Here is a 24,717-nt window from a genome sequence, read left to right as displayed (position 1 = left end):
CGGACTCGCCGCAGCGTCCGTGGCTTCCGTGGGTCGACGCCCGCCGGGGGGCCGTGCCCGCGCCGCTATCATGGGCGCGATGACCGCGCCGCCTTCGTTCCCCATCACCCCGCTGCTGCCCGGGATCCGCGCCGCGCTGGCCGTCGCGCCGCGGCTGGTGCTGGAGGCGCCGCCGGGCGCCGGCAAGACCACCCAGGTGCCGCTGGCGCTGCTCGACGCGCCGTGGCTGGAAGGGCGGAAGATCGTGATGCTGGAGCCGCGCCGCATCGCCGCGCGCGCGGCGGCGCAGTTCATGGCGCGCCAGCTCGGCGAGGAGCTCGGGCGGACGGTGGGCTACCGCATCCGCTTCGAGTCGCGCACGAGCGCGGCCACGCGCATCGAGGTGGTCACCGAGGGCATCCTCACCCGGCTGATCCAGGACGACCCGGAGCTGGCCGGGATCGGCGCGATCCTGTTCGACGAGTTCCACGAGCGGCACCTGGCCGCCGACCTCGGCGCCGCGCTGGCGCTGGACGTGCAGGCCACGCTGCGCCCGGACCTGCGCCTGGTGGTGATGTCGGCCACGCTGGACGGCGAGCGCATCGCGCGCTGGCTGGACGCGCCGCGCCTCTCCAGCCCCGGCCGCAGCTTCCCGGTGCGCATCGAGCACCCGCCGGCGCGCGCGCAGGAAAGCCCCGAGCAGCACCTGGCGCGCGTGGTGCGGCAGGCGCTGGCGGAGAACGAGGGCGACGTGCTCGCCTTCCTGCCGGGCCGGCGCGAGATCGCGCGGGCGCAGGCGCTGCTGGCGCAGCAGTCCGCTTCGCTCCCCTCTCCCGTCGGGAGAGGGGCTGGGGGTGAGGGTTCGACCGTAGCGGGACGTTCTGCTTCGACCGGACCCTCATCCGCCCCTGCCGGGGCACCTTCTCCCGACGGGAGAAGGGAAGGCATGGAGATCGAGATCGTCGCGCTGCACGGCGAGCTCTCCCTCGCCGAGCAGCAGCTCGCGCTGGCCCCCGCCGATCCCGGCACCCGCCGCGTGGTGCTGGCCACCAACGTGGCCGAGTCCAGCGTCACGCTGCCGGGCATCCGCGCGGTGGTGGACTCGGGCCTGGCGCGCGAGCCGCGCTTCGATCCCAATACCGGCTTCACCCGGCTGGAGACGGTGTTCGTCTCGCAGGCCTCGGCCGACCAGCGCGCCGGCCGCGCCGGCCGCGTGGCGGAGGGTGCGGCCTACCGGCTGTGGCCGCAGAGCCGGCGGCTGGAGCCCTCGCGCACCGCCGAGATCGTGCAGGCCGAGCTGTCCGGCCTCGCGCTGGAACTGGCCGCGTGGGGCGTCACGGCGGATGGCGCCGCCGCGCTGCTCTGGCTCGACCCGCCGCCCGCCGGCGCGCTGGCGCAGGCGCGCGAGCTGCTCGCACAGCTCGGCGCGCTGGACGCGGACGGCCGCATCACCGCGCTGGGCCGGCGCATGCTGGAGCTCGGCGCCACGCCGCGGCTCGGCGCCGCCGCGCTGCGCGCGCCGCCGGAACGCCTCGCGCTGGTGGCCGACCTGCTGGCGCTGATGGAGGCGCGCTCGCCGCTGCGCGGCGAGGCCGCGCGCAGCGACGACTTCCGCGCGCGCGTGGCCGCGCTGCACGCCTGGCGCGACCGCCGCGGCGGCGGCACACCCGGCGTGCAGGCCGACGCCGGCGCGCTGGCCGCGATCGAGCAGGCGGCCAAGGGCTGGCGCCGGCGCCTGGACGTGCGCACCGCCGCCAGCGGCGTGCCCGACAGCCACGCCGTCGGCGACCTGCTGCTGCACGCCTTCCCCGACCGCGTCGCGCGGCGCGACGTGGCCAACCCGCTGCGCTACACGCTGGCCAGCGGGCGCGGCGCGTGCCTCGCCGAGCAGACCGCGCTGCTCGGCGAGCCCTGGCTGGTCGCGCTGGACCTGCGCCACGAGGCGCGCGACAGCCTGATCCTCGCCGCCGCGCCGCTGGACCCGCGCGTGCTGGAGGCCGAGCTCCCGCACGGCTTCGCGCGCGAGCGCGTGGCGCGCTGGAACGAGGCGCGCGGCGCGGCGGAGGCGTTCGAGGAACGCCGCTTCGGCGCCATCGTGCTGGAGCGGCGCAGCGTGCCGGTGCGGCCGGAGGACGCGCTGCCGGCGCTCATCGCCGCGGTCCGCGACCGCGGCCTGGACGCGCTGCCGTGGAGCGAGGCGGCGCAGCGCCTGCGCCTGCGCGTGCAGGCGCTGCGCGGCTGGATGCCGGAGCTGGGCCTGCCCGACCTGTCCGACGCGCGCCTGCTCGCCACGCTGGGGGACTGGCTCGCGCCGCACCTGGCCGGCAAGCGCCGCCTCGACGCGCTGGCGGCGGAGGAACTCTCGCAGGCGCTGGCCGCCATGCTCGACTACGAGCAGCGCCGCGCGCTCGACGCGCAGGCGCCGGACAGCCTGGTGGTGCCCAGCGGCCAGGCGCGCCGGCTCGAATACGTGCCCGGCGCGCCGCCGGTGCTGGCGGTGAAGCTGCAGGAGCTGTTCGGCCTGGCCGACACGCCGCGCGTGGCCGGCGGCCGCGTGCCGGTGACGCTGCACCTGCTCTCGCCGGCGGGTCGGCCGATCCAGGTCACGCAGGACCTCAGGGGCTTCTGGGAACGCACCTACCCGGAAGTGAAGAAGGAGCTGAAGGGCCGCTATCCCAGGCATCCGTGGCCGGACGACCCGTGGACGGCCACGCCCACGCACCGCGCCAAGCCGCGCGCCGGCTGACCGCCCGGCGCTGGTGCCGGGATGCCGGCTGTGCTATGCACGTCGCCTGGGCCTGGATGGGGCCCGGGGAAGGGGGCTGGGTGAGAGCGGTCAGCGAATCGCGGAGACAGGCGATCACGCCCGGGGAGCGCGCCAGCGCCTTCGCCGCCGGCGACGAGCTCGCGCTGCCGCATCCCGGGCGCTGGCCGACCTGGCTCTGGGGCGTGCTGGTCCTGGCCGGCGCGCTGGCCGTCGCGCTGGCGCTGTACCAGCGCCAGCGCGTCGAGCAGGCCGAGCGCTACCAGGCCGAGCTCACCGTGGTGGTCGACCGCAGCCAGACCCAGCTGCTCCGGCAGCTGCAGTCCACCGAGCTGCTGGTGCGCTCGGTGCAGACGGTGTTCCTCGCCTCCGACGACGTGACCCCGGTGGAGTTCGAGCGGCTCTACGAGAACCTGCATGCGCGCGAGCTGTTCCCGAGCCTGCTCGCGCTGGCCTACGCGCCGCGCGAGGCGCGGCCGGACGGCGAGCACTACGTCACCCGCATGGCCGCCCCGCGCGAGGGCAACGCGCAGCTGCTGGGGCTGGACCTGGCCGCGCAGCCGGGCAACCTGGCCGCGGCGCTGAGCGCGCGCGACACCGACCGCGGCACGCTGTCCGGCCCGATGCACCTGATCCAGGACGTGGCCCGGCGCCATCCGGGCATGGGCGTGGTGATGCGGCTGCCGATCTACTCGCCCGGCGATCCGCCGCGGACGGTGGAGCAGCGGCGCGCGCGCGTCATCGGCACGATCGGGCTGTCGTTCCTGGTCGACGACCTGGTGCGCACCGCGCTGCCGGCCGACGCCGCCGCGCGCATGCACGTCCAGCTCGCCGACGTCACCGGCGGCCAGCCGCAGCCGCTGTTCGACTCCGCCCCGGGCCGGCCGATACCGGCGCTGGTCGCCGAGCGCGGGCTGAGCTTCGAGCGCCGGCTGCCCTACGGCGGCCGCGAGTGGCTGCTGGTGATGGCGCCGTTCGACGCCGGCCTGCCGCCGCCGCCGTGGCAGCAGTCCGTGCTGCTGCCCGGTGCGATCATCAGCGTGCTGCTCGGGGTGCTGGCCTGGCTGCTGGGCGACACGCGGCGGCGCGCGCTGCAGGCCGGCTGGCGGATGAGCCAGCGCTACCGCGAGAGCGAGGAGCGCTTCCGCGCGCTCAACGAGATGCTGCCGGCGCTGGTGCTGCTGGCCGACGCCGACGAGGGCCGGGTCGTGTACGCCAACCAGGCCGCGCGCGCCCGGTTGGGCGGCGCGGTCGGGCGCATGCGGCTGGCGGACGTGTTCGTCGACCCGGAGCAGCAGCTGAAGCTGGCGCACGCGGAGACCCCCGCGGTCGACGGCGTCGAGGCGCTGCTGCGCGCCGGCGCGGACGCGCAGTTCTGGGCCAACGTCTCGCTCGCCCCGATGCAGCTGGACGGCCGCCGCCAGCTGGTGATGGTGGCCGCCGACATCTCGCGCCTGCGCGAGCTGACCGAGCAGCTCGGCTACCAGGCCAGCCACGACAGCCTCACCGACCTGTACAACCGCCCGGAGTTCGAGCGGCGCCTGGAGCGCGCGCTCGGCGAGGTCGGCGCGGCGTCCGCCTGCGCGCTGCTGTACATCGACCTGGACCAGTTCAAGCTGATCAACGACACCTCCGGCCACGCCGCCGGCGACCAGCTGCTGGCCCAGCTGGCGGTGCTGCTGCGCCAGCACCTGCGCGCCGGCGACGTGCTGGCGCGGCTGGGCGGCGACGAGTTCGGCCTGCTGCTGGCCGGCATCGGCGACCGCGAGGGCGCCGCGCGCATGGCCGAGCTGCTGCGCCAGCGCATCGACGGCTACGTGTTCGTATGGGGCAAGCGCAGCTACACCATCACCGCCAGCATCGGCGTGGTGATGATCGACCGGCCGGGCCTGGCGCGCGACGAGCTGTTCGCGCAGGCCGACGCCGCCTGCTACCTGGCCAAGGAGCAGGGGCGCAACCGCGTGCACCTGTACTCCGAGCAGGACGACCGCACCCTGCGCCGGCGCAGCGAGATGGAATGGGTGAACCGCCTGCGCTGGGCGGTGGACGAACGGCGGCTGGTGCTGGCCTACCAGGAGCTGCGCCCGCTGGTGCCGGAGCCGGGCCGCGGGCCGCGGATCGAGCTGCTGCTGCGCTTCCGCGACGACGACGGCCGGCTGGTGCTGCCCGGCACCTTCCTGCCGGCGGCGGAGAACTACGGCCTGATGCCGACCATCGACCGCTGGGTGATCGAGACCGCGCTGGCCAACTTCGACTGCCTGCATCCGGCCGGCGCCGCGCTGGAGGTGGCCACCATCAACCTCTCCGGCGCCAGCGTCGAGGACGACGCGCTGGCCGGGCGCATCGTCGAGCTGCTGGCGCAGCACGGCGTGGCGCCGGGGCGGGTGTGCTTCGAGATCACCGAGACCGTGGCGGTGCGCCACCTCTCCAAGGTGGCGCGCTTCATGGGCCGCCTGCGCGCGGCCGGCTGCAAGGTGGCGCTGGACGACTTCGGCGCCGGCATGTCCTCCTTCAGCTACCTCAAGAACCTGCCGGTGGACCTGATCAAGATCGACGGCAGCTTCATCCGCGACATGCTCACCGACCAGGTCAGCCACGCGATGGTGCGCGCGGTGTGCGACATCGGCCACCGCCTCGGCCTGCAGGTGGCGGCCGAGTGGGTGAACGGGGAGGACATCGTGGCCGAGCTCACCGCGCTGGGCATCGATCTGGCCCAGGGCTTCGGCCTGCACTACCCCGAGCTGGTGCCGTTCCATCGCCGCTGAGCGGGCGCCGGCGCGGCATGGCCGGAGCGGGGCGAGGGGCCGGGCATCGCGGCCGGAGGCCGCTTCCCCCAAGGCTTGCGGAGCCTCTGTGGGAGCGGCCTCCGGCCGCGATCGTTCCTGGCGCTCCTGCCCCGGAAGCCCTTGAACGGGGGGGCGCTCAGGCCCGCCTGCGCTTGAACAGCCTGGCGAACAGCCCGCCGATGGCGGCGATGCCCAGCACCACGAACTTCTTGAACGCCAGCAGCAGCACGCCGAGCTTGGCGAACAGCCCGGCCTTGGCGGCGATGCCGCCGGCCACCAGCGCGCCGATGCCGTAGGCGGCCAGCCGGTCGGTGCCCGGGTTGTAGTCGGTGTAGCGCTGGCCGGGATCGAACTCGGTCATCGCCAGCACCTGCGGCATGTCCGCGCGCACCTGCGCGAGCTGGCCGATCGGCGCCACCGCGTTGAGCGAGAGGTAGCCCTGGCGGCCGAGCACGCGGATGTCGTAGTTGAGCGTGCGGCCGCCCTCGCTGCCGTCGGCCTTGCTGAACTTCAGGTCGCGCGCCCAGTACAGCTTGTGCGAGGCGCTGTCGTAGTGCGGCGGCTCGGCCCAGCCGAGCAGGTCCACCGCCGGATAGCCCTGCTTGAGGCGCTCGGGGTTCTCCTCGCGGTTGGCCTTCTGCATGTCCTTGAGCATGTCGTCGTAGTCGATCTTGGCGGCATCCTCGTCGGAGACGTAGCCCTCGCCGGTGTAGGTGACCACCACCGCCCAGCTGTCCTCGTCCAGCAGCACGTGCGGGTCGCGGCTGGGCAGGATCATGCCCAGCACGCCGTCGTCGGGCGGGTTGTTCCACAGCCCGCTGAGCACGCGCTGGGCGTCCTTGGCGGGCAGGAAGCCGTAGCCCGGCGCGAGGTCCAGCGAGGCCTTGGCCGCGGGGATGGCGACCTTGCCGGTCTGCAGGTGCAGCGAGCCGAGGAAGGCCTCGACCTGCGCCTGGCGGTCCTTGCCTTCGTCGGCGTGCAGCGTCGGCGCGAAAGCGGCCAGCGCGAAGGCGGCCAGCAGCCCCAGCGCTGGCAGGAAAGACTTGCGTGTCATGGATGTTCCTTGTCGTCCGTTGAGGCACGCCGGTGCGGCGCGGCACGGCCGCTCCCCCATGGCGCGGCCGGCAGGGCTTTGTACCACGGCGCCCGCCGCCGGCGGCGGGCGGGCGTCTCGGAGCCTGTTCACGATCTACCGCCGGTCCGGCCATTCCCTCTCCGTCATTCCTGCGAAAGCAGGAGGCGCTTTTCAAAGCCGAAGGGCTGGCCATCCAGCGACTTTCGACCCGGCGCGCCTACAGACACTGGATCCCTGCTTTCGCAGGGATGACGGGCATGGGAACGCAGCGGAAACCTGAAAGTAAAGACTTTGAACAGGCTCTCAGGACGACGGCGCGGGCGGCGGCACGGCGCCGGCGCGGCCGGCGGGCGCGCCGCACTCGGGGCAGAAGCGGCTGCCGGCGGGCAGCGGCGCCCGGCAGCCGCCGCAGCGGGCCGGCGCGGCGAGCGCCTGGCCGCATGCGGGGCAGAACCTGCCGCCGCGCGTCTCGTGGCCGCAGGCCGGGCAGACCAGCTGGCGCTCGCCGCGCACGTCCACCTGCGCGGCCTGGCCCTTGCCGAACTCGCGCGCGCTCTCGGTGGCCGCCTGTAGCCGGCCGTCGAGGCGGGCGGCCTGCACCTCGGCGGCGAGGTCGGGCGCGCAGCGCTGGCACAGGCCGCTGTCGGCGTTCCAGCAGCGGTCGCAGGCGTAGTCGTGACACTTGGCGCAGCGGTGGAAGTGCGCCTGCGCCGCCTCGATCGCGCGCTTGAAGGCCTCGTCGCGCGCGTTGCCCCAGCCGGCCTTGGCCAGGCCCTCGACCGCGTTGTCGAGGCCGCTGCCCAGGCCGCCGAGCAGGTTGCTGGCGAAGCTGCCGATCTCGCGCATCCAGCCGGAGGCCTGGCCGCTGCGGTAGGGCTCGAACGGCGAGCGCCAGGTGTCGCGGCAGCACTCGCAGTAGAACTCGAACTGGAAGCCCGCGCCGGTGCCGTACTGCTGGCTGAGGTCGCGGTAGTTGTCGGAGAAGTGCAGGTCCTCGCGCATGCGCGGCGGTTCCCTCGGCTGGCGGTCGGAGCGCCGATTATGCCGGCCCGCCGCGGCGTGCCTGAAGGCTGCCGGCGCGCCGCGCGTCGGCGGCGGTTCAGGCGCAGCCGGCGACCGCGGCCTCCAGTTCCTCGTAGCGCCCCTCGGGGGCGCGCTGCAGCACCTGCAGGGCGCGCGGCAGCTCCGCCGCCATGAACTCGATGAAGCTGCGCACGGCGGGCGTGTGCCCGTGGCGCGAGGGATACACCGCGTGCACGTTGCCCGGCGGCAGCGTGTAGGCGCCGAGCAGCGGCACCAGCCTGCCGCGCCCGATCGCGTCGTGGCACAGCCAGGCCGGCAGCTGCGCCATGGCGATGCCGCCGGTCACCGCCTGGAACAGCAGGTGCAGGTCGTCGGTGGCCAGCCGCGGATGGTGCTCGACCTGGATGGAGCGACCGTCCGGCCCGATCAGCGTCCAGAAGTGCCGGCCCTCGGTGCTGACCGCGCCCACGCTGGGCAGGCGCTTGAGGTCCTTGGGCCGCTGCGGCCGGCCCAGCTGCTTGAGCAGCGCGGGGCTGGCCACCAGCATCTGCGGGTCCATGCCGAAGCTGCGCACCACCAGGCTGGAGTCCTTCACCGACTGGCGCACGCGGAAGGCGATGTCGAAGCCGCTGGCGACCACGTCGGCGTCGTGGTCGCAGGTGTCCACGTCCACGTGCACGTCGGGATAGCGGCGCAGGTATTGCACCAGCGCCGGCGCCAGCAGCAGCTGCCCGAACAGCACCGGGCAGCCCACGCGGATGCGCCCGCGCGGCGCGGCCTGGGCCTCCTCGATCACGTTCTGCGCCTGCTGCGCCGCGGCGAGGATCTGCAGGCACTGCTGGTAGTACAGCTGCCCGATGTCGGTGACGTGCGAGCGCCGCGTGGTGCGCTGGATCAGCCGCACGCCGAGGTTCTCCTCCAGCCGCGCGATGCGGAAGCTGAGCTGCGACTTGGCCACGCCCAGCGCCTTGCTGGCCGCGGTGAAGGTACCCAGCTCGACGACCTGCACGAAGTAGTAGATGTCGTTCAAGTCCTGCATGGACGCGCATCCTCCTGCCGCCATCGCAACGCATGGCGCAGGCTAGCTCAATGCGCGCGGCACCCATGCTGCGGCGCGGCGAAGCGTGCCATTGTTCGGCGATTCTGGACACTCATTTTGAGGTGCGGCGACTTAACGCACCCGCCGCCTTGGGTGAATACTGCGGCCGCGATGTCGCCGCCGTGGCGGCGCGCGGGCCAGGGGGCTGGCCCGCATCGCTCACGCAAAGCCAAGGGGTTGTGCAGCCATGCGTGTCCTACCGCTTTCGTTCGCGGTCGTGCTTGCCGTCGCGTCGGCCCTCGGCGGGTTGCTGGTGCTGCCGGGCGGCGCGCGGGCGCAGCAGCAGGCCTCGCCGGGAACGGCGTCGTCGTCCGGCGGCAGCCTCAGCCAGGACGACATCGCGCGCATGCTGCCGTCCACCGACATGGGCGCCAACGCGGCGCGCAACGCCGATCCGCACCTGGCGCCGGTGAACGACAGCCCGGCCACGCCGTTCGACGCCGCGCCGATCCCGCACAACCCGCTGGCGCCCGACGCGCAGGCGATCGGCGCGAAGACCTGCGTGGCCTGCCACTCGCTGGAGAACGTGCAGGCCTCGCACTCGCTGCACGTGGCCTCGTTCCGCGCCGGCGCGGCCAACACCGGCCCGCAGGCGGCCTGCGAGAGCTGCCACGGTCCCGGCTCCGAGCACGCCAAGAACCCCACCGCGCCGGGCTCGATCATCGCCTTCACGCACGGCTCGGCCACCACGCCGCAGACCCAGCAGGAGGTGTGCCTGGGCTGCCATGCCGGCGGCGCGCGCCAGCACTGGATCGGCTCGGTGCACCAGGAGCGCGGGCTGTCGTGCAGCGACTGCCACAACCCGATGGCGCGGCTGTCGCCGGAGGGCGTGCTGGCCAAGCCCTCGATCAACGAGGTCTGCGCCACCTGCCACAAGGACATCATGGCCAAGTTCAACCGGCGCTCGCACATGCCGCTGCCGGAGGGGCAGATGTCCTGCGTGGACTGCCACAACCCGCACGGCACGCTGACCCGGCCGCTGCTCAAGACCGACACCGTCAACGAGACCTGCTACACCTGCCACGCCGAGAAGCGCGGGCCGTTCCTGTTCGAGCACGCGCCGGTGCGCGAGAGCTGCCTCAACTGCCACGACCCGCACGGCTCCAACCAGCAGACCCTGCTGGTGGCGCCGCTGCCGATGCTGTGCCAGCAGTGCCACACCATGACGCGCCACCCGAACGACCTGCAGGTGCCGACCAACCTCGGCAACGGGTCGACGCCGGACGAGCGGCTGATGGGCCGGGCCTGCCTGACCTGCCACACCAACATCCACGGCTCGAACAACCCGTCCGGGTCGCGCTTCCACAAGTAGCCGGGCGGAGGAGGAGCGGACGATGCGCACGATCAAGCCGATGCCCTTCGCCATCCTGCTCGGCCTGGCCGGCTGCTGCATGGCCCTGCCCGCCGTGGCCGGCGACGGCAGCGACAGCATGCGCGTGGGCGACCTGCAATACGGCAACGGCCTCGACCCGCGCGGCTGGACGCCGCTGATGGCGCCCGGCGACGAGGGCATGTCCTGGCTGCACCCGGGGCAGCTGCGCACGCCCAGCGGCGCGCTGTACCCGTACCCGTACGGCCCGCCGACCAGGCCGCTCGGCGGCGGCGACTGGACCTACTGGGGCCTGCTGGAGCTGGGCTACATCCACGTCAACGGCGACAGGAACGCGGAGTTCTTCCGCCAGTACACCGACTGGAAGAACGGCGCCGCGCTGGGCCTGTTCGCGCTGGGCTTCGACAACAGGAAGACCGGCGGCTACGTGGAGTTCCGCGGCAGCCGCCTCAGCGCCGACGACCAGTACTACCGCCTGCGCGCCGGCCGCTACGGAAGCTACAAGATCGAGGCGTTCTACCGCGACATCCCGCACACCGTGTCCACCAGCGCCTATCCGGTGTGGAACGGCGTGGGCAGCACCGACCTCACCCTGCCGTCGGGCCTGACGCCCGGCGACAGCACCATTGCCGCCGTGCAGCAGGCCTCGCGCGACGCGCCCCGGCGCAGCATCGGCCTCACCCGCACGCGCGAGGGGCTGAGCCTGGAGGGCGAGCTGTACCGCCACTGGATCGGCTACGCCTCGGTCACCAACGAGGAGCGCAACGGCACGCGGCTGTGGGGCGGGCCGATGTTCTTCAGCTTCGCCTTCCCCAGCACCGGTTCACCCTACGGCGGCAACGGCGGCGTGCTGGAGACGGTGCGGCCGATCGACTTCACCACCACCGACGTCAACCTCGGCCTGCGCAACGTGGGCAAGCTGTGGCGCTTCAACGCGGTCTACACCGGCTCGTTCTTCCGCGACCACAAGGACCACCTGAACTACCAGAACCCGTTCCTGATCACCAACGTGGTGGGCCTGCCCAACGCCGGGCTGGTCACCGACGGCCAGTTCTCGCTGGAGCCGGACAACGACTACCACAACCTGCGCCTGGAGCTGTCGCGCGAGCTGAAGTGGCACGGCGAGCTGTCGCTGGCCGCCGCCTACGGCACCATGCGCCAGAACGACACCCTGCTGCCGCCGGTCAACTGCACCGGCACGCTGGGCTTCGCCGGCGGGCCGTTCCAGCAGCTGATCCCCTGCGCGGACTGGAACACCACCGCCGCGCTGTCGGAGAGCAGCGCGCACGCGCGCATCGACACCGGCCTGTTCGACGCCAAGCTCAGCTTCCACCCCAGCAGCGCCTTCGGCTGGCACGCCGACCTGCGCTACTACAAGGAGGACAACAAGACCCGCTACCTCGCCTACAACCCGCTCACCGGGCAGTACGGCTACATCTCCGAGAACGGCTCGCAGGGCAGCGTGGTGCCGGGCGAGGTGGGCATCTTCGACAACGGCTACTACAGCACGTCGAACGTGCAGATCGCCAACATCCCGTTCGGCTACGACGACACCCTGTTCGAGCTGGGCGTGGACTGGAACGCCAGCCGCGACAACAGCTTCAACCTGGTCTACACCTTCGACCACAACGAGCCCAAGCACCGCGAGCGCAAGCGCCTGGACGAGCAGCGCCTCAAGCTGAGCTGGGTCAGCAAGTCGCTGGGCGACGCCACCCTGCGCGCCAGCATCGAGTACGCCGACCGCACCGGCGGCCACTACGACTACGACCCGTACGAGGCGTACTACTCCGCCTCGCTGCCGGGCTACGTGCCGGCCGACGGCATCGCGCCCACCGCCTTCACCGTGGACGCCATGCGCAAGTACGACATGAGCGACCGCAAGGAGAGCAAGGCGCGGGTGATCCTGCTCTACCCGCTGGGCGAGAGCAGCACGGTGTCGGCCACCTTCTACGGCAGCCGCGACCAGTACGACGCGCAGGTCGGCCGGCAGAACACCCGCACCACCGGCTTCACCGGCGAGTGGGACTGGCAGCCCTCGCCGCGCACCAACGCCAGCGTCTACGTCGGCGCCGAGAGCACCCACCTCAAGTTCGCCAACGTGGCCGACAACGAGGCCATCGTGGGCGCGGCCGGCAGCGAGGACCCGTCCCTCGGCGGCCCGCTGTACCCGCTGGAGAACTACTGGCACGACCTGGACAACGAGCGCGACTACAACGCCGGCGTCAACTTCTCGCACGACTTCGGCAGGGTGCGGCTGGACCTCGGCTGGAACTACACGCAGTCGCTGTCCAAGCTCGACTACGCCTACGCCTCCACCGCCGCGCTCACCCACCCGGACGCGGCCGCGCTGACGCCCGATGACGCCTTCCCCAACAACCACTACCGTTCCAGCACGTTCAGCGCCAGCCTGGGCTTCCCGGTGACGCGCAGCGTGGGCGTGCGGCTGTTCGGCCAGTACCAGAGCGGCAGCTTCCTGGACTGGCACTACCTGGGCTTCGACGACACGCTGGTCTACGACCACCGCATCTACACCGACGAGGGGCCGCAGCTGCACTACAGCGTGACGGTGGTCGGCGTGATGCTGAACGTGAAGCTGTGAGGACGACGCCATGACGCGCACATCGATCCTGCTGCTGGCCATGGCACTGGCCGTCGCCGCGGCCGGCCGGGCGCAGGACGCGGCGACGGCCGCCAGCGCCGCCGCGCCCGCCGCCCCCTTCGCCGACCTGCGCCGCCAGGCGCCGGTACGGGGCGACGCCCAGGCGGGCGCCGGCAAGGCGACCGTGTGCGCCGCCTGCCACGGCCCGCAGGGCGTGGCGGTCGCGCCCACCTTTCCCAACCTGGCCGGGCAGTCGGCCACCTACCTCTACGTGCAGCTGAAGCAGTTCAAGGAGGGCCAGCGCCGGGACCCGGTGATGAGCGGCCAGGCCGCGCCGCTGAGCGATGCCGACATGCGCGACCTGGCCGCCTACTACGCCTCGCTGGCGCCCAAGCCGGCGGGGCCGGCCGACGAGAGCTCGCGCGGCGCGCAGCTCTATGCGGCCGGCGACCCGGCCAACGGCATACCGCCGTGCCAGGGCTGCCACGGCGCGGACGCGCAGGGACCGCGGCCCGTGCCGAACGGCAAGCCGCAGCCGCCCTGGGCCAGCTTCCCGCACCTGCGCGGGCAGTCGGCGATCTACCTGGCCAAGGCGCTGGGCGACTACAAGAGCGGCGCGCGCGCCGACAACAGCAACGCGCGCGTGATGCAGGGCGTGGCGCAGACGCTGGGCGACGAGGACGTGCAGGCGCTGGGCGCCTATCTCTCCACCCGCTGAGCAGGCCGCTCGACAGCTACCGCCCCCACGTTCGAAGCGGAGCTCCCTCTTCACTTCCGGGGAGAGGCGGCACATGGTCGACCGCCATCGCAAGCCGTGCTCCCTCTCCCCTCCGGGGAGAGGGCCGGGGTGAGGGGTCGCCCTGGCGACGGGCCAACCATCCATGCCGTCGCTTGAGCGAGACGCCGCCGCGAGCCCCACCCCTCACCTCATTCCTCTCCCCGGCGGGGAGAGGAGGTGCGATGACCGGCAGACACCGCAAGCCATGCTCCCTCCTTCGGGAGAGAGGGAGCGGTTCCGCAAGCCGGGAGTGGCGCGACGATCAGTCCCGCATCTCCTCCAGCTCCATGCCCTTGGTCTCGCGCACCGCGTACACCACGAACACCAGCGAGATCAGCGCGAAGGCGGCGTACAGGCCGTAGGCGAAGGCCAGCCCCAGCTCGGCCAGCGCGGGGAAGGTGCTGGTGATGACGAAGTTGGCCAGCCACTGCGCCGCCGCGGCCACCGCCAGCGCGATCGCGCGGATGCGGTTGGGGAACATCTCGCCCAGCAGCACCCACACCATCGGGCCCCAGCTCACGCCGAAGAACACCACGTAGGCGTTGGCCGCCACCAGCGCCACCGGGCCCCACGGCGCCGGCAGGGCCAGCGCGGCGCCGCTGCCGCTGGCCTGCGAGAAGCACCAGGCCATCAGCGCCAGGGTCAGCGCCATGCCGGCCGAGCCGACCACCAGCAGCGGCTTGCGGCCCACCTTGTCCACCAGCGCGATGGCGACCAGGGTCACCAGCACGTTGACGATCGAGGTGGCCACGGTGATGGTGAACGAGTCCGCCTCGCTGAAGCCCACCGAGTGCCACAGCGTGGAGGAGTAGTAGAAGATCACGTTGATGCCCACGAACTGCTGGAACACCGACAGCAGGATGCCGATCCACACCACCGGCAGCAGGCCGAAGCGCGGGCCGCGCAGGTCGGCCAGGCGCGGGCGGTATTCCATCTTCAGGCTGTGCTCGATCTCCACCAGCTTGCGGTCCAGCGCGGCCTCGTCGCGCAGGTCCAGCACCTGGCGCAGCACCTCGCGCGCCTCCGGCAGGCGCGCGCGCGCGACCAGGTGGCGCGGCGACTCGGGCACGCCCAGCACCACCGCGCCGTAGACCAGCGCCGGCACCACCGCCACCAGGAACATCCAGCGCCAGGCCTCCAGGCCCAGCCACAGCCGGTTCGCCGCGCCGCCGGCGCTGCCGGCCAGCCAGGCGTCGCTGAGCAGGGCGACGAAGATGCCGAGCACGATCGCCAGCTGCTGCAGCGAGCCCAGCCGCCCGCGCACGTGCGCCGGCGACACCTCGGCGATGTAGGTGGGCGCGATCACCGAGGCCACGCCCACGCCGATGCCGCCGACCATGCGCCACAGCACCAGGTCCCACATGCCGGTGACCAGGCCCGAGCCCAGCGCCGCGGCGGCCAGCAGCAGCGCCGCCACCTGCATGGTGCGCACGCGGCCGAAGCGGTCGGCGAGCGGGCCGGCGTACCAGGCGCCCAGCGCCGAGCCGAGCAGCGCGCACGACACCGCCAGGCCGATCTGCCCGGCGCCGAGGCCGAAGCCGGCGCGCACCGCGTCCACCGCGCCGTTGATCACGGCGGTATCGAAGCCGAACAGGAAGCCGCCCAGCGCCGCCGCCGCGGCGATCAGCACCACGCGCGCGGTGGCGCGCTGCTCCAGTCCGTCGTTGCCCATCACGACCCCCATCGCGTTCCCCTCGTGGCTTTCTTGTGGAAGCGCCCGATTCTGCGCTGCCGTGCGCGCCGGCGCATGCCTGAATACGTATGCAGCGCCGCGCCCCGCATGCTGCGATGCAAGGTTAGCGGAGCAGCGCGCCGCGTGTTGTTGCGGCGCAAGGCGGCGGGGGAGAGGGCGGCGCCGGCGCTCAGGAGCGCAGGCCGATGCCGCGCTTGAGCAGGAACAGGGCGAAGGCCGCGAGGCTGGCCACGAACACCAGCATCACCACGAAGGACGCGCCCACGTGCACGTCGCTGACGCCCAGCACGCCGTAGCGGAAGGCGTTGACCATGTACACGATCGGGTTGATCCGCGAGATCGTCTGCCACGGCTCGCCCAGCATGCTGATCGAGTAGAACACGCCGCCCAGGTAGGTGAGCGGGGTGAGCACGAAGGTCGGCACCAGCGCGACGTCGTCGAACTTCTTGGCGTACATCGCGTTGACGAAACCGGCCAGCGAGAAGATGGTGGCGCCGAGCAGCACGGACAGGAAGGTGATCAGCGGGTGCACCACGTGCAGCGAGGTGAAGAACAGCGCGATCAGCAGCGCCAGCAGGCCCACCGCCAGGCCACGCGCCACCGCGCCCAGCACGTAGCCGAGCAGGATCACCCAGTTGGGCATCGGCGAGACCAGCATCTCCTCCACCGAGCGCTGGAACTTGGCGCCGAAGAACGAGCTGGAGATGTTGCCGTAGCTGTTGGTGATCACGTTCATCATCACCAGGCCGGGCACGATGTACTGCATGTAGCTGAAGCCGCCGGCGATCGGGCCGATGCGGCTGCCGATCAGCTTGCCGAAGATCACGAAGTACAGCGTCACCGTGATCGCCGGCGGGATCAGCGTCTGCGTCCAGATGCGCAGGATGCGCGCGATCTCGCGCCGCACGATGGTGTACAGCGCGACGAGGTTGGGCGAGCCGCTCATGCCGCGCGCTCCTGGCCGAGGCGGCCGTTCTCGACCAGGCGCACGAACAGCTCCTCCAGCCGGTTGGTCTTGTTGCGCATCGAGGTCACCGTCACGCCCTGCGCGGACAGTGCCGCGAACAGCGAGTTGAGGTCGTGCGAGCGGGCCATCTCCGCCTCCAGCGTGTGCTCGTCGATGCGCCGTACCGTCACCCCCGGCAGCGCCGGCGGCTGCTCGGGCGCGTGCGTCACGTCCAGCACGAAGGTCTCCACGTCCAGCTTGGCCAGCAGCCGCTTCATCGAGGTGTTCTCCACGATCGTGCCGTGGTCGATGATGGCGATGTTGCGGCACAGCTGCTCGGCCTCCTCCAGGTAGTGCGTGGTGAGGATCACCGTGGTGCCGGCCGCGTTGATGCCGCTGACGAACTGCCACATCGAGCGGCGGATCTCGATGTCCACGCCGGCGGTGGGCTCGTCCAGGATCAGCAGCTTCGGCTCGTTCATCATCGCGCGGGCGATCATCAGGCGGCGCTTCATGCCGCCGGAGAGCATGCGCGCCTGGTCGCGCGCCTTGTCCCACAGGCGCAGCTCGTTGAGGTACTTCTCCGCGCGCTCGGCGGCGATCTTGCGCGGGATGCCGTAGAAGCCCGCCTCGTTCACGCAGATGTCGAACGGCTTCTCGAACTGGTTGAAGTTGATCTCCTGCGGCACCAGGCCGATCAGCTTCATCGCCTCGTTGCGCTGGCGGTTCACCGACACGCCGAAGATGCGCGCGTCGCCGGAGGTGGAGTTCACCAGCGAGGAGAGGATGCCGATCAGGGTGCTCTTGCCGGCGCCGTTGGGGCCGAGCAGGGCGAAGAAGTCGCCCTGCTCCACGGTGAGGCTGACGCCCTTGAGCGCCTCCACGCCGTTGCCGTAGGTCTTGCGCAGGTTGTCGACGACGAGCGCGGGGACAGTGCTCATGGGCTGCACCAGGGGGGACGAGCCTTCTATTATAGCGGGCCATCCGCCGCCGACCGGTTCCGCCGGACGCACGCACCGTTTCCCCCGGAATCCGCCATGGCCGACCATTTCACCCTGCGCCTCGCCGACAGCCGCATGCTGGCGCCCACCGTGCGCCACCTCGCCTTCGAGCGCGAGGACGGCCAGCCGCTGGCGTTCGTGCCGGGCCAGTTCCTGCAGGTCCACTTCCACTACGACGACGGCACGCCGACCAAGCGCAGCTACTCCATCGCCACCGTGGGCGACGGCAGCGCGCCGGTGGAGCGCATCGAGATCGCGGTGAGCTACGTCGAAGGCGGCGCGGCCACCCGCCTGCTGGGCGGGTTGCGGCACGGCGGGACGGTGCAGGCCAGCGGCCCCTACGGCCGCTTCTGCCTGCAGCCGGGCGACGCCCATCCGCGCTACCTGCTGCTGGCCACCGGCACCGGCGTCACTCCCTACCGCGCGATGCTGCCGCAGCTGGCGCGGTGGCTCGCCCAGGGCGGCCGCGAGGCGGTGCTGCTGTACGGCGCGCGCAACGAGCAGGAGCTGCTCTACGGCGAGGAGTTCGAGGCCTTCGCGCAGGCGCATCCCGGCTTCGCCTTCCACGCCTGCCTGAGCCGCCAGCCGCGCGCGGTGCCGCGCCCCGGCGACCGCACGGGCCACGTGCAGAGCGTGCTGGCCGAGCTGGCGCCGAGCGCGCAGCGCGACATCGCCTACCTGTGCGGCAACCCCAACATGGTCGACGCGGCCTTCGCGGCGCTCAAGGACTTCGGGCTGCCGGTGGCGCAGATCCGGCGCGAGAAGTACGTCTCCTCGCGCTGACCGCCGGGCGGTGCCGCGCGAGTCACTGCTCGACCAGTTCCACGCGGCGGTTCCTCGCCCGCCCGGCCTCGTCGCGGTTGCTCGCCACCGGCGCGAAGGAGGCCAGGCCCTTGGCCGCCAGCCGCGCGGGCGCGACGCGGTAGTCGTCCACCAGCGCCTTGACCACCGCCTCGGCGCGCTGCTGCGACAGCGCCAGGTTGTGCGCCAGGCTGCCGGTGTCGTCGGTGTGGCCCACGATGTAGACCTTGAGCGAGGGCTGCCTGGCCAGCAGCGCGGCCATCTGCGCCAGGGTATCCTTCGAGGCCGGGTCGAGCGCCGCGCTGTCGGTGGCGAAGCGGATGCCGTACAGCGCGATGTGGCCGGCCTGCGCCAGGCCTTCGCTCATGGCCTTGGCGTCCACCGTCACCTGGGCCGTGGCCATCGCCTTGCTTTCGCAGATCTGCAGCAGGATGCCGGTGGGGTTCCGATCGCTCTTGCTGACCAGTAATGCTACGTCGACCGGCCCCCCTTGTCGCTGCAGCCGGGCGGTAATTGCATGCACATTGCCGTTGACGGCATTGAGCGTCTGAACCATGACGTTGCGGGCGTGCAATGGGTCGAACAGGGGTGTCGTTACCGCGTTGGCGAACTCAAAGCCGTCTCCGCAACCGTTGGCGCCGTCGCTGCCATGACACTCGAAGCGCGTCTGGAAACCCGCCACGGCCAGTGCCTGCTGGAAATTGCGGAACACCTCCAGTGCCTCCTTGCCCTCCGGCGCGACATAGGCGATGCGGGTAATGCGCCCCTCGATGGCCTCGGTGGGCAGCTTGCCGTGTTCGTACTTGCCCATGGGCAGATCCATGCGGCCATAGTCCAGTGCCTGGTAACCGACGATCACCGAACCCCGGAAACGCGAGACGATGGGACTGTCGTGGCTGCCCGGCACGTCCGTCGCGGCGATATGGGTCGCCGGGACGGCGAAGGCTGTGGCCAGGCCGGCCGCCAGCAGGCACTTCAGCGCGAGGCGGGAACGTTTCGCGAAGCCAGTCATGCGGGTTTCTCCTTCATTTGTCGCGTCCGGGACGAAAGAGCTTTAACGCGATTGGCTGCGCATCCCCCTACCTCCCCGTGCACCGCATTTTTCGCGTTGTGATGGAAATCGCGTTTTGGCGTTTGAAAACGCATGGCGTCACGAAACAGGCACACGAATTTGCTAACTTCGGTGGCGCTGCGCGCAAGAGCGGAACGAAATTGCGTGGCGGCATGCATGGCCTGCGGCCATACAGGGGGGCTTTCCAAGTAGGGACCCGCTCTGTGGACATCGTGATGTCCTCGGCGGGAAGGGACTTTCTTTACGTTTGGGGAAAAAGCCATGAAAGTGAACGTCTACCGCCGCAACGGCGCCCGTGTCCTGCAGCGCGGCCAGGGCATGACCGAGTACATCATCATCACCGCGCTCATCGCCATCGCGGCCATCGCGGCCGTCACCTACTTCGGCGGCACCGCCCGTGCGCAGATCGGCGGTATGGCCAGGGAGCTTTCCGGCCAGAGCGCTACCGAAGATATCAATCGCGCCAAGAATGAAGGCAATAGCGCACACGCCGAAGGTACCCAGGACAAGACCCTCAGCAGCTACAACAACCAGACTGCGCAGTAACGCCTGATTGGCCGCTCTCATCCCGTCGGTGCGACGCTTCGTGCGTCGCGCCGAGGGAGCGGTTCGGTCTGTCTGATGAGATTGCAGTGTGGCGTTGCCATGGCCATGGATGCCGTGGCGGAGGGACGATCGTGGCTGGATCCATCGCTATTCAGGGCCGGCAGTCTGAATCCGGCGGCCGCCCTATTCCAACGTGCGTTGACCTGCACGTCGCATCGTTGCGCCGGCAGGGAGGACAGGCGCTGATCCTGGCTGTGGTGGCGCTGGTCGTGCTCTGCCTCGGCGTCATCGTGCTGTTCAATACCGGGCAGTCCGTCAGCAAGAAGGTGCAGCTGGTCAACGCGGCCGACGCCACCGCCTACAGCGTGGCGGTGCAGCAGGCGCGCGCCTACAACCTGATCGCCTACATGAACCGCGCCACGGTCGCCAACGAGGTGGCCGTGGCGCAGATGGTCAGCTGGTACTCGTGGACCAACTTCGCGCTGCGCGGTACCGACAATTTCAAGGACGCGGTGCAGGCGATCGCCGTGGTGTTCGACGTGACCGTGGTGCTGGCCGAGATCGGCGCGGCGCTGCAGGAGGTGGTCAGCGCGCTCAACGAGGTGAAGCAGGTGGTGCAGGAGGTGCGCGACGCCATGCAGGCCGGCTTCTCGGCCGGCGTGACCGCGATCGCGGCGTTGAACGAGGTCTACGCCAAGGCTTCCTGGCTGATCGCCAGCGTGGATTCGCAGGAGGCGCTCAAGCTCGCCACCGACCTTGCCGGACGCAATACCGACGGCCAGGGCAAGATCGGCGCCCGCGGTCTGGGGTTGCTCGAGCAGGGCGTCTTGCAGGCGCGCGACTACGCGAGCACCTACACCATCGGCGGTGGCACGCGGCCGCGTTCCAGCAGCGCGGGCGACCGTTACGCGAACGTCGTGATGGAGGCGCGCGACGGCTTCTCGCGCAGCCGCAGCGACGGCATCAGCCTGAACTTCGGCTTCGGTTCGTTCAGCCTGCTCAAGCGCGGTGGCACCGATTTGGTCAACTACCGCAGCTGGGTCGGCACCGACACGCTGGACGCGAAGGCGAGGATGTTCTGCTTCCCTCTCGCCGGTTGCGCGATCAAGTTCGACGTGCCGATGGCCTGGGGCGGCGGTGCGGCGGTGGACAAGACGTCCGGCTCGTTCCGTTCGGTGGCCAGTCCTGGCATCAACAACGGCCGTGGCTGGGATTCGCCCTACGACATCGACCGCGGCCACTACACCCGCTACGACGGCGGCATCGACAACGGCTCGGCCGGTTCGATGGCGCTCAATAGCCCGGCGATGGGTGGCCAGGACAAGGCCTGGCTGCGCAACTACGCCTCCAGTGCGGGCGCACACGTGGGCCTGCCCGACAACTACCAGGACACTGCCGCGAACAAGGCGACCGTGCCCTATCTGAACGGCTACGGCGCGGCGCAGAACGGCGTCGATGCGCTCGATGTGGGGCCGGTGTTCACCGTGCTGATCGAGCAGCCGATGAACACGGTGCGCACCGCCAACAACGTGCAGGGCATCGGTGGGCCGCCGGATTTCCAGGCGCCGGACAAGGCCGTGTCGGACGACATGACCGCCCTGTCCTCCGCGCAGGTCTACTTCAGCAGGCCGCGCGAACTGTTCCCGCGCGCCATCGATTCCAGGCGCGAGCTGGGCAGCCTGTTCAGCCCGTACTGGCAGGCACGGCTGGTCGACACGCCCTGCGCCGTGCGCCAGGAAGTGGCCGTGATGTACGGCTCAGCGGCGCCCTGCCTGCCCGGTTCCCATTGACGACGCCATGAAGATCCTTACGCAACATCCGTTATCCGTTGGCCCGGCCATCCTGCTGCTCTCGCTGGCACTGACGGCCTGCGGAAGGGGTGCGGCCAGCCAGGCCGCCCCCGGGCCGTCTTCGGCGCTGGACCTCCCGCCGATCCACGTGGAGCAGACCGAGGAGCTGCGCAAGGACGGGGCGGTGGTGGACGAAAAGAACTACCGCGTTGCCTGGACGAATTGCCAGGCGATCCCGAATGTTCCGAAGAAGCCCCTGGACGAGGACGTCGCCCGGAAATTGGGACGCACCTACTACCAGCTCTGGTATGCCGGACAGCGCCTGGCAGTGCGTTCGGACCACTGGACGTTCAAGCCGGACTCCATGTGCCAGTTCTCGCCGGTGCGTCAGTCGGATATGGCGATCGTCGGGCCGGAAGGAGCGCAGCTGATCGACCTGACGGCGCACACCAGCCATTTCGATCCCAACGTCCGGCTGCAGCCGCGGGCCGCGGCCGTGCCAGCCGACGACGACGAGGCGTTGCGCGCGAAGGTGCAGGCGCAGCTGCAGCAGCAGGGCTACGGCGCTGCCATGGCGCAGTCGCAGGGGGCCGGTACCGAAGCCGGCCAGCCATGCCGCCGCTTCAAGGACGCGACAAGCGAATCCTGCGTGTGGAGTGGCGGCGATCAGTGGGGCTTCGGCGCCAGCGCCGGTGTCGGCGTGGTGAGCTGGAGCGACTACGCATTGGCACTGCGGATGGAGCCGGTCGATCGGGGTGACGGCCAGTACCTGACCACGCAGCGGATGACCGTCGGCCAGCCGTTCGATCGGCACGTGTTCGACAAGCCATCCGGCCTTGCGGACAAGTGAGCGGAGGCGCGTATGGCGAGCGGGCCAGGCAAGAGGGCAGGGACGGCAGGCCGGCAGCGCGGCCAGAGTCTCGTCGAGATGGCGGTGGCGCTGATCGTGCTGGTGCCGCTTGCGGCTGGCATCGCCGTGCTCGGCCAGTACATCCACGTCAAGCAGCAGGCCCAGGCGGCCGCCCGGCAGGCGGCGTGGGCCGCCACCGTCGACCACAGCCTGAGCGGCAAGGGGTTGCCCGACCAGGACGCGGTGCAGGAGGCGCTGCGCGGGCGCATCTTCGGCGATCCGCAGGCTGCGATCCGCAGCGACGACCATACGCCCGGTGCTTTCGCCGACACCATGCTCACCACTTTCGCCGGCGGCGAGCTGGTCAAGCCGGGCGACCTGCAGCTGACGGTCTACAAGCAGGAGGCCGCGCCCAGTTTCCTTGACCAGGGCGTCAACATGGTCGGCAAGGTCGCCGGTGCATTGGGCAACTTCCCGCCGAACGACAAGGGACTGGTCACCGCGGAAGTCGCCACGAAGACGGAGAAGCTGACCGGACGCGACGGCAGCCCGCTCGCCTTCCTCGATCCGCTGGACAGTCTGCAACCCAGCTTCACCGCCAGGACGGTGCTGCTGGCCGATGCCTGGGACGCGGCGGGGAGCGGTGAGAAGTCGGATGGCGACCCGGCCGGTGGCGCGTCGCCGCGCGCGGTACGCAACGTGATCCGCCCGTTGGTGCCGACCAGCTGGCTGGGCAACTCGTCCGACAAGATGATCGACGGCGTGGTCCACGTGCTGGGCGAGATCCCCATCGTGGACAAGGTGTTCACGCCGGGGCTCAAGAACTTCCATCTCGGCCGCACCGCGCCCGACGTCGTCCCCGCCGACAAGCTGGTGAAGTATGAAGACGTGCGCTGAGCTGGCCCTGGCCGCCGCGGCCCTGCTGCTGCCGGCGCTGGCGAGCGCGGGGCTGTTCGGCTGGCCCGAGCCGCCGCTGCCGGCGGGCACGCAGGCCGAGCCGGTTGCCGAGCGCATCGTCTTCAACGGGCTGGACATGCGGGCGCGGGTCTTCCGCTCGTCGCAGGGCGTGCAGGACATCGTCGATTACTACCGCAAGGCCTGGAACGGCCAGGTGGTGGTCAACAAGGTCGGCGACGCCACCGTGATCGGCCATCGAGACGGCGACTACTTCGTCACCGTGCAGGTCAGCGCCGCCGGCTCCGGCAGCAAGGGCGACATCGGCATCGTCGATGTCGCTTCTGCGCCGAAGCAGCCGGAGCTTGGCAAGGGCCTGCCGCGGCCGATGGGATCGAAGGTGTTCAACGACATCGCCTATCCGGACGACCCGGTGCCGGCGCGCACCGTGGCCATGCGCAACTCGCTGTCCCCGCAGCAGAACGCGAGCTTCTTCCGCGAGCGGCTGGCCGGCGATGGCTGGAAGCCGGCGGCGGACGGTCGCTGCACCGACGACGGCTGCGTCCTCAGCTATGCGCGCGGCGACGGCAAGATGACCCTGGTGGTGGCGCGCGCCGGCGACGGACAGTCGCAGGTGGTGATCAACGTGCAGCAGCCATGAGCGGCGGGAGGAACGGTATGGCGGCGATGGGGGACGGGCGGCACGGCAGGCGCCGGCGCGGCGCGCGACACGGGCAGCGCGGCGGCGCGCTGGTCGAGTACGCGGTCGTCGCGGGGTGCCTCGTGCTGATACTGCTGGTGCCGGTGCCGCCAGGCGACAAGAGCGCGATCAGCGAGCTGCTGGATAAGCTGCGCGAGGCCTACACCAGCTTCGTCTACGCGCTTTCCGCTTCATGGATCTGAAGGAAGAAACACGGACATGCCGAAAGTCAATCGCAACCTCATCTACCTCGCGGTGGCCGTGGTGCTGGGCATCGCCGCCAGCCTGATGGCGGTGCACTACATCAACTCGCAGGTGGCGGCGCGCACGGCGCGGCCGGCCGAGCAGACGCGCCAGGTGGTCGTGCCGGTGCACGACCTCAAGGCGGGTGCCACGCTCACCGCCGACGACGTGGCCTCGCGCGACGTGCCGGCGGATTTCGTGCCGGCCGACGCGCTGACGCCGGACACCTACGGCCGCTACATGGGCCAGCTGCTGCGCGCGCCGCTGGCGCAGGGCGCGCCGATCCCGGCCAGCGCGGTGGAGACGGTGACGGACCATTTCTCCAACATCATCACGCCCGGCAACGTGGCCTACACCATCCAGGTGGACGAGGCCAGCTCGATCTCCGGCCTGATCGTGCCGGGCGACCACATCGACGTGCTGATGCTGACCTCGGGCGAGGACAGCGACAGCGTCCGTCCGCTGCTCAGCGACGTGCTGGTGCTGGCCACCGGCAGGCACGCCAAGGGCGTGCGCGGCGGCGACAAGGACGACGACAGCTATTCCAACATCACCTTGCAGCTCACCCCCGCCGACGCGCAGCGGGTGGGCATCGCCAAGAAGATCGGCCAGTTGCTGGTGATGCTGCGGCCGGCGGGCAGCAGCGGGCCGTTCGACCTCAAGACGCTGAGCAAGGCCGACCTGTTGCGCATGGGGCGGCGCGTGCGCGGCACGGGCATCGAATTCATCGTGGGCGGGAGCGGCTGAG

General features: G+C 71.2%; 19 protein-coding genes. 12 read left to right on the top strand and 7 right to left on the bottom strand.

Going from position 1 to position 24,717, the window contains the following annotated elements; genetic code table 11:
* Positions 1-79: 79 nt before the first annotated feature.
* Positions 80-2,725 carry an ATP-dependent helicase HrpB gene (gene hrpB, locus C7456_RS10855; RefSeq protein WP_109723837.1) on the top strand — a complete coding sequence of 882 codons (2,646 nt, stop codon included), beginning with the start codon at positions 80-82 and terminating at the stop codon, positions 2,723-2,725.
* Between the two features lie 80 nt (positions 2,726-2,805).
* Positions 2,806-5,508: a bifunctional diguanylate cyclase/phosphodiesterase gene (locus tag C7456_RS10850; RefSeq protein WP_245889835.1), complete on the top strand. Its 2,703-nt coding sequence runs from the start codon at positions 2,806-2,808 to the stop codon at positions 5,506-5,508.
* A 157-nt stretch (positions 5,509-5,665) separates the two neighbouring features.
* On the opposite strand, the gene C7456_RS10845 is transcribed toward C7456_RS10850, so the two are convergent.
* The 3 genes from C7456_RS10845 to C7456_RS10835 all read right to left on the bottom strand — a co-directional run bounded on the left by C7456_RS10845 (position 5,666) and on the right by C7456_RS10835 (position 8,666).
* Positions 5,666-6,583: a DUF2167 domain-containing protein gene (locus C7456_RS10845; RefSeq protein ID WP_109723769.1), complete on the bottom strand. Its 918-nt coding sequence runs from the start codon at positions 6,581-6,583 to the stop codon at positions 5,666-5,668.
* A gap of 324 nt (positions 6,584-6,907) precedes the next feature.
* Positions 6,908-7,606, bottom strand: a complete 699-nt coding sequence (locus C7456_RS10840; protein WP_109723768.1) for a zinc ribbon domain-containing protein — start codon at positions 7,604-7,606, stop codon at positions 6,908-6,910.
* A 97-nt stretch (positions 7,607-7,703) separates the two neighbouring features.
* Positions 7,704-8,666: a LysR substrate-binding domain-containing protein gene (locus C7456_RS10835; protein ID WP_170120205.1), complete on the bottom strand. Its 963-nt coding sequence runs from the start codon at positions 8,664-8,666 to the stop codon at positions 7,704-7,706.
* Between the two features lie 277 nt (positions 8,667-8,943).
* Between C7456_RS10835 and C7456_RS10830 the strand changes: the two genes are divergently transcribed.
* The 3 genes from C7456_RS10830 to C7456_RS10820 are packed head-to-tail and all read left to right on the top strand — an operon-like array spanning position 8,944 to position 13,373.
* Positions 8,944-10,038: a DmsE family decaheme c-type cytochrome gene (locus C7456_RS10830; protein ID WP_245889834.1), complete on the top strand. Its 1,095-nt coding sequence runs from the start codon at positions 8,944-8,946 to the stop codon at positions 10,036-10,038.
* A gap of 22 nt (positions 10,039-10,060) precedes the next feature.
* Entirely contained in the window at positions 10,061-12,655 is a 2,595-nt protein-coding gene (locus C7456_RS10825; RefSeq protein WP_109723765.1) for an MtrB/PioB family outer membrane beta-barrel protein, read from the top strand.
* Positions 12,656-12,665: 10 nt separating this feature from the next.
* Positions 12,666-13,373: a c-type cytochrome gene (locus C7456_RS10820; protein ID WP_109723764.1), complete on the top strand. Its 708-nt coding sequence runs from the start codon at positions 12,666-12,668 to the stop codon at positions 13,371-13,373.
* A 322-nt stretch (positions 13,374-13,695) separates the two neighbouring features.
* On the opposite strand, the gene C7456_RS10815 is transcribed toward C7456_RS10820, so the two are convergent.
* The 3 genes from C7456_RS10815 to C7456_RS10805 all read right to left on the bottom strand — a co-directional run bounded on the left by C7456_RS10815 (position 13,696) and on the right by C7456_RS10805 (position 17,013).
* Positions 13,696-15,105 carry a sugar porter family MFS transporter gene (locus C7456_RS10815; protein ID WP_245889833.1) on the bottom strand — a complete coding sequence of 470 codons (1,410 nt, stop codon included), beginning with the start codon at positions 15,103-15,105 and terminating at the stop codon, positions 13,696-13,698.
* Positions 15,106-15,295: 190 nt separating this feature from the next.
* The gene (locus C7456_RS10810) at positions 15,296-16,072 is read right to left on the bottom strand and encodes an ABC transporter permease (RefSeq protein ID WP_109723762.1); all 777 of its coding nucleotides are present in this window, start codon (positions 16,070-16,072) and stop codon (positions 15,296-15,298) included.
* Positions 16,069-17,013, bottom strand: a complete 945-nt coding sequence (locus C7456_RS10805; RefSeq protein ID WP_109723761.1) for an ABC transporter ATP-binding protein — start codon at positions 17,011-17,013, stop codon at positions 16,069-16,071. Before C7456_RS10805 ends, C7456_RS10810 begins: the two co-directional genes overlap by 4 nt.
* Positions 17,014-17,109: 96 nt before the next feature.
* On the opposite strand from C7456_RS10805, the gene C7456_RS10800 reads away from it, so the two are divergent.
* Entirely contained in the window at positions 17,110-17,856 is a 747-nt protein-coding gene (locus C7456_RS10800) for an FAD-binding oxidoreductase (protein WP_109723760.1), read from the top strand.
* A gap of 22 nt (positions 17,857-17,878) precedes the next feature.
* Here C7456_RS10800 and C7456_RS10795 read toward each other — a convergent pair whose 3' ends face one another.
* The gene (locus tag C7456_RS10795) at positions 17,879-18,886 is read right to left on the bottom strand and encodes an OmpA family protein (RefSeq protein WP_109723759.1); all 1,008 of its coding nucleotides are present in this window, start codon (positions 18,884-18,886) and stop codon (positions 17,879-17,881) included.
* 321 nt (positions 18,887-19,207) lie between these two features.
* Here C7456_RS10795 and C7456_RS10790 point away from each other — a divergent pair, with 321 nt between their 5' ends.
* The 6 genes from C7456_RS10790 to cpaB all read left to right on the top strand — a co-directional run bounded on the left by C7456_RS10790 (position 19,208) and on the right by cpaB (position 24,716).
* A complete protein-coding gene (locus C7456_RS10790; RefSeq protein WP_109723758.1) occupies positions 19,208-19,492 on the top strand; it encodes a pilus assembly protein in 285 nt (94 codons plus the stop codon).
* Between the two features lie 218 nt (positions 19,493-19,710).
* On the top strand, positions 19,711-21,282 hold the full coding sequence (locus C7456_RS10785) for a pilus assembly protein TadG-related protein (protein WP_170120204.1): 1,572 nt from the start codon (positions 19,711-19,713) through the stop codon (positions 21,280-21,282).
* A 7-nt stretch (positions 21,283-21,289) separates the two neighbouring features.
* The gene (locus C7456_RS10780) at positions 21,290-22,132 is read left to right on the top strand and encodes a hypothetical protein (protein WP_109723756.1); all 843 of its coding nucleotides are present in this window, start codon (positions 21,290-21,292) and stop codon (positions 22,130-22,132) included.
* A 12-nt stretch (positions 22,133-22,144) separates the two neighbouring features.
* Positions 22,145-23,029: a TadE/TadG family type IV pilus assembly protein gene (locus C7456_RS10775; protein WP_109723755.1), complete on the top strand. Its 885-nt coding sequence runs from the start codon at positions 22,145-22,147 to the stop codon at positions 23,027-23,029.
* On the top strand, positions 23,013-23,687 hold the full coding sequence (locus C7456_RS10770) for a hypothetical protein (protein ID WP_109723754.1): 675 nt from the start codon (positions 23,013-23,015) through the stop codon (positions 23,685-23,687). The genes C7456_RS10775 and C7456_RS10770 overlap by 17 nt, the downstream gene beginning before the upstream one ends.
* A 258-nt stretch (positions 23,688-23,945) precedes the next feature.
* Complete coding sequence (cpaB, locus tag C7456_RS10760) at positions 23,946-24,716, top strand: Flp pilus assembly protein CpaB (RefSeq protein ID WP_109723753.1); 771 nt, start codon at positions 23,946-23,948, stop codon at positions 24,714-24,716.
* Position 24,717 lies beyond the last annotated feature (1 nt).

Source organism: Fulvimonas soli (genome assembly GCF_003148905.1).
Taxonomy (GTDB): Bacteria; Pseudomonadota; Gammaproteobacteria; order Xanthomonadales; family Rhodanobacteraceae; genus Fulvimonas; species Fulvimonas soli.
Note: the sequence above shows the minus strand (reverse complement) of the source record. Positions and strands in the feature narration are given on the sequence as shown.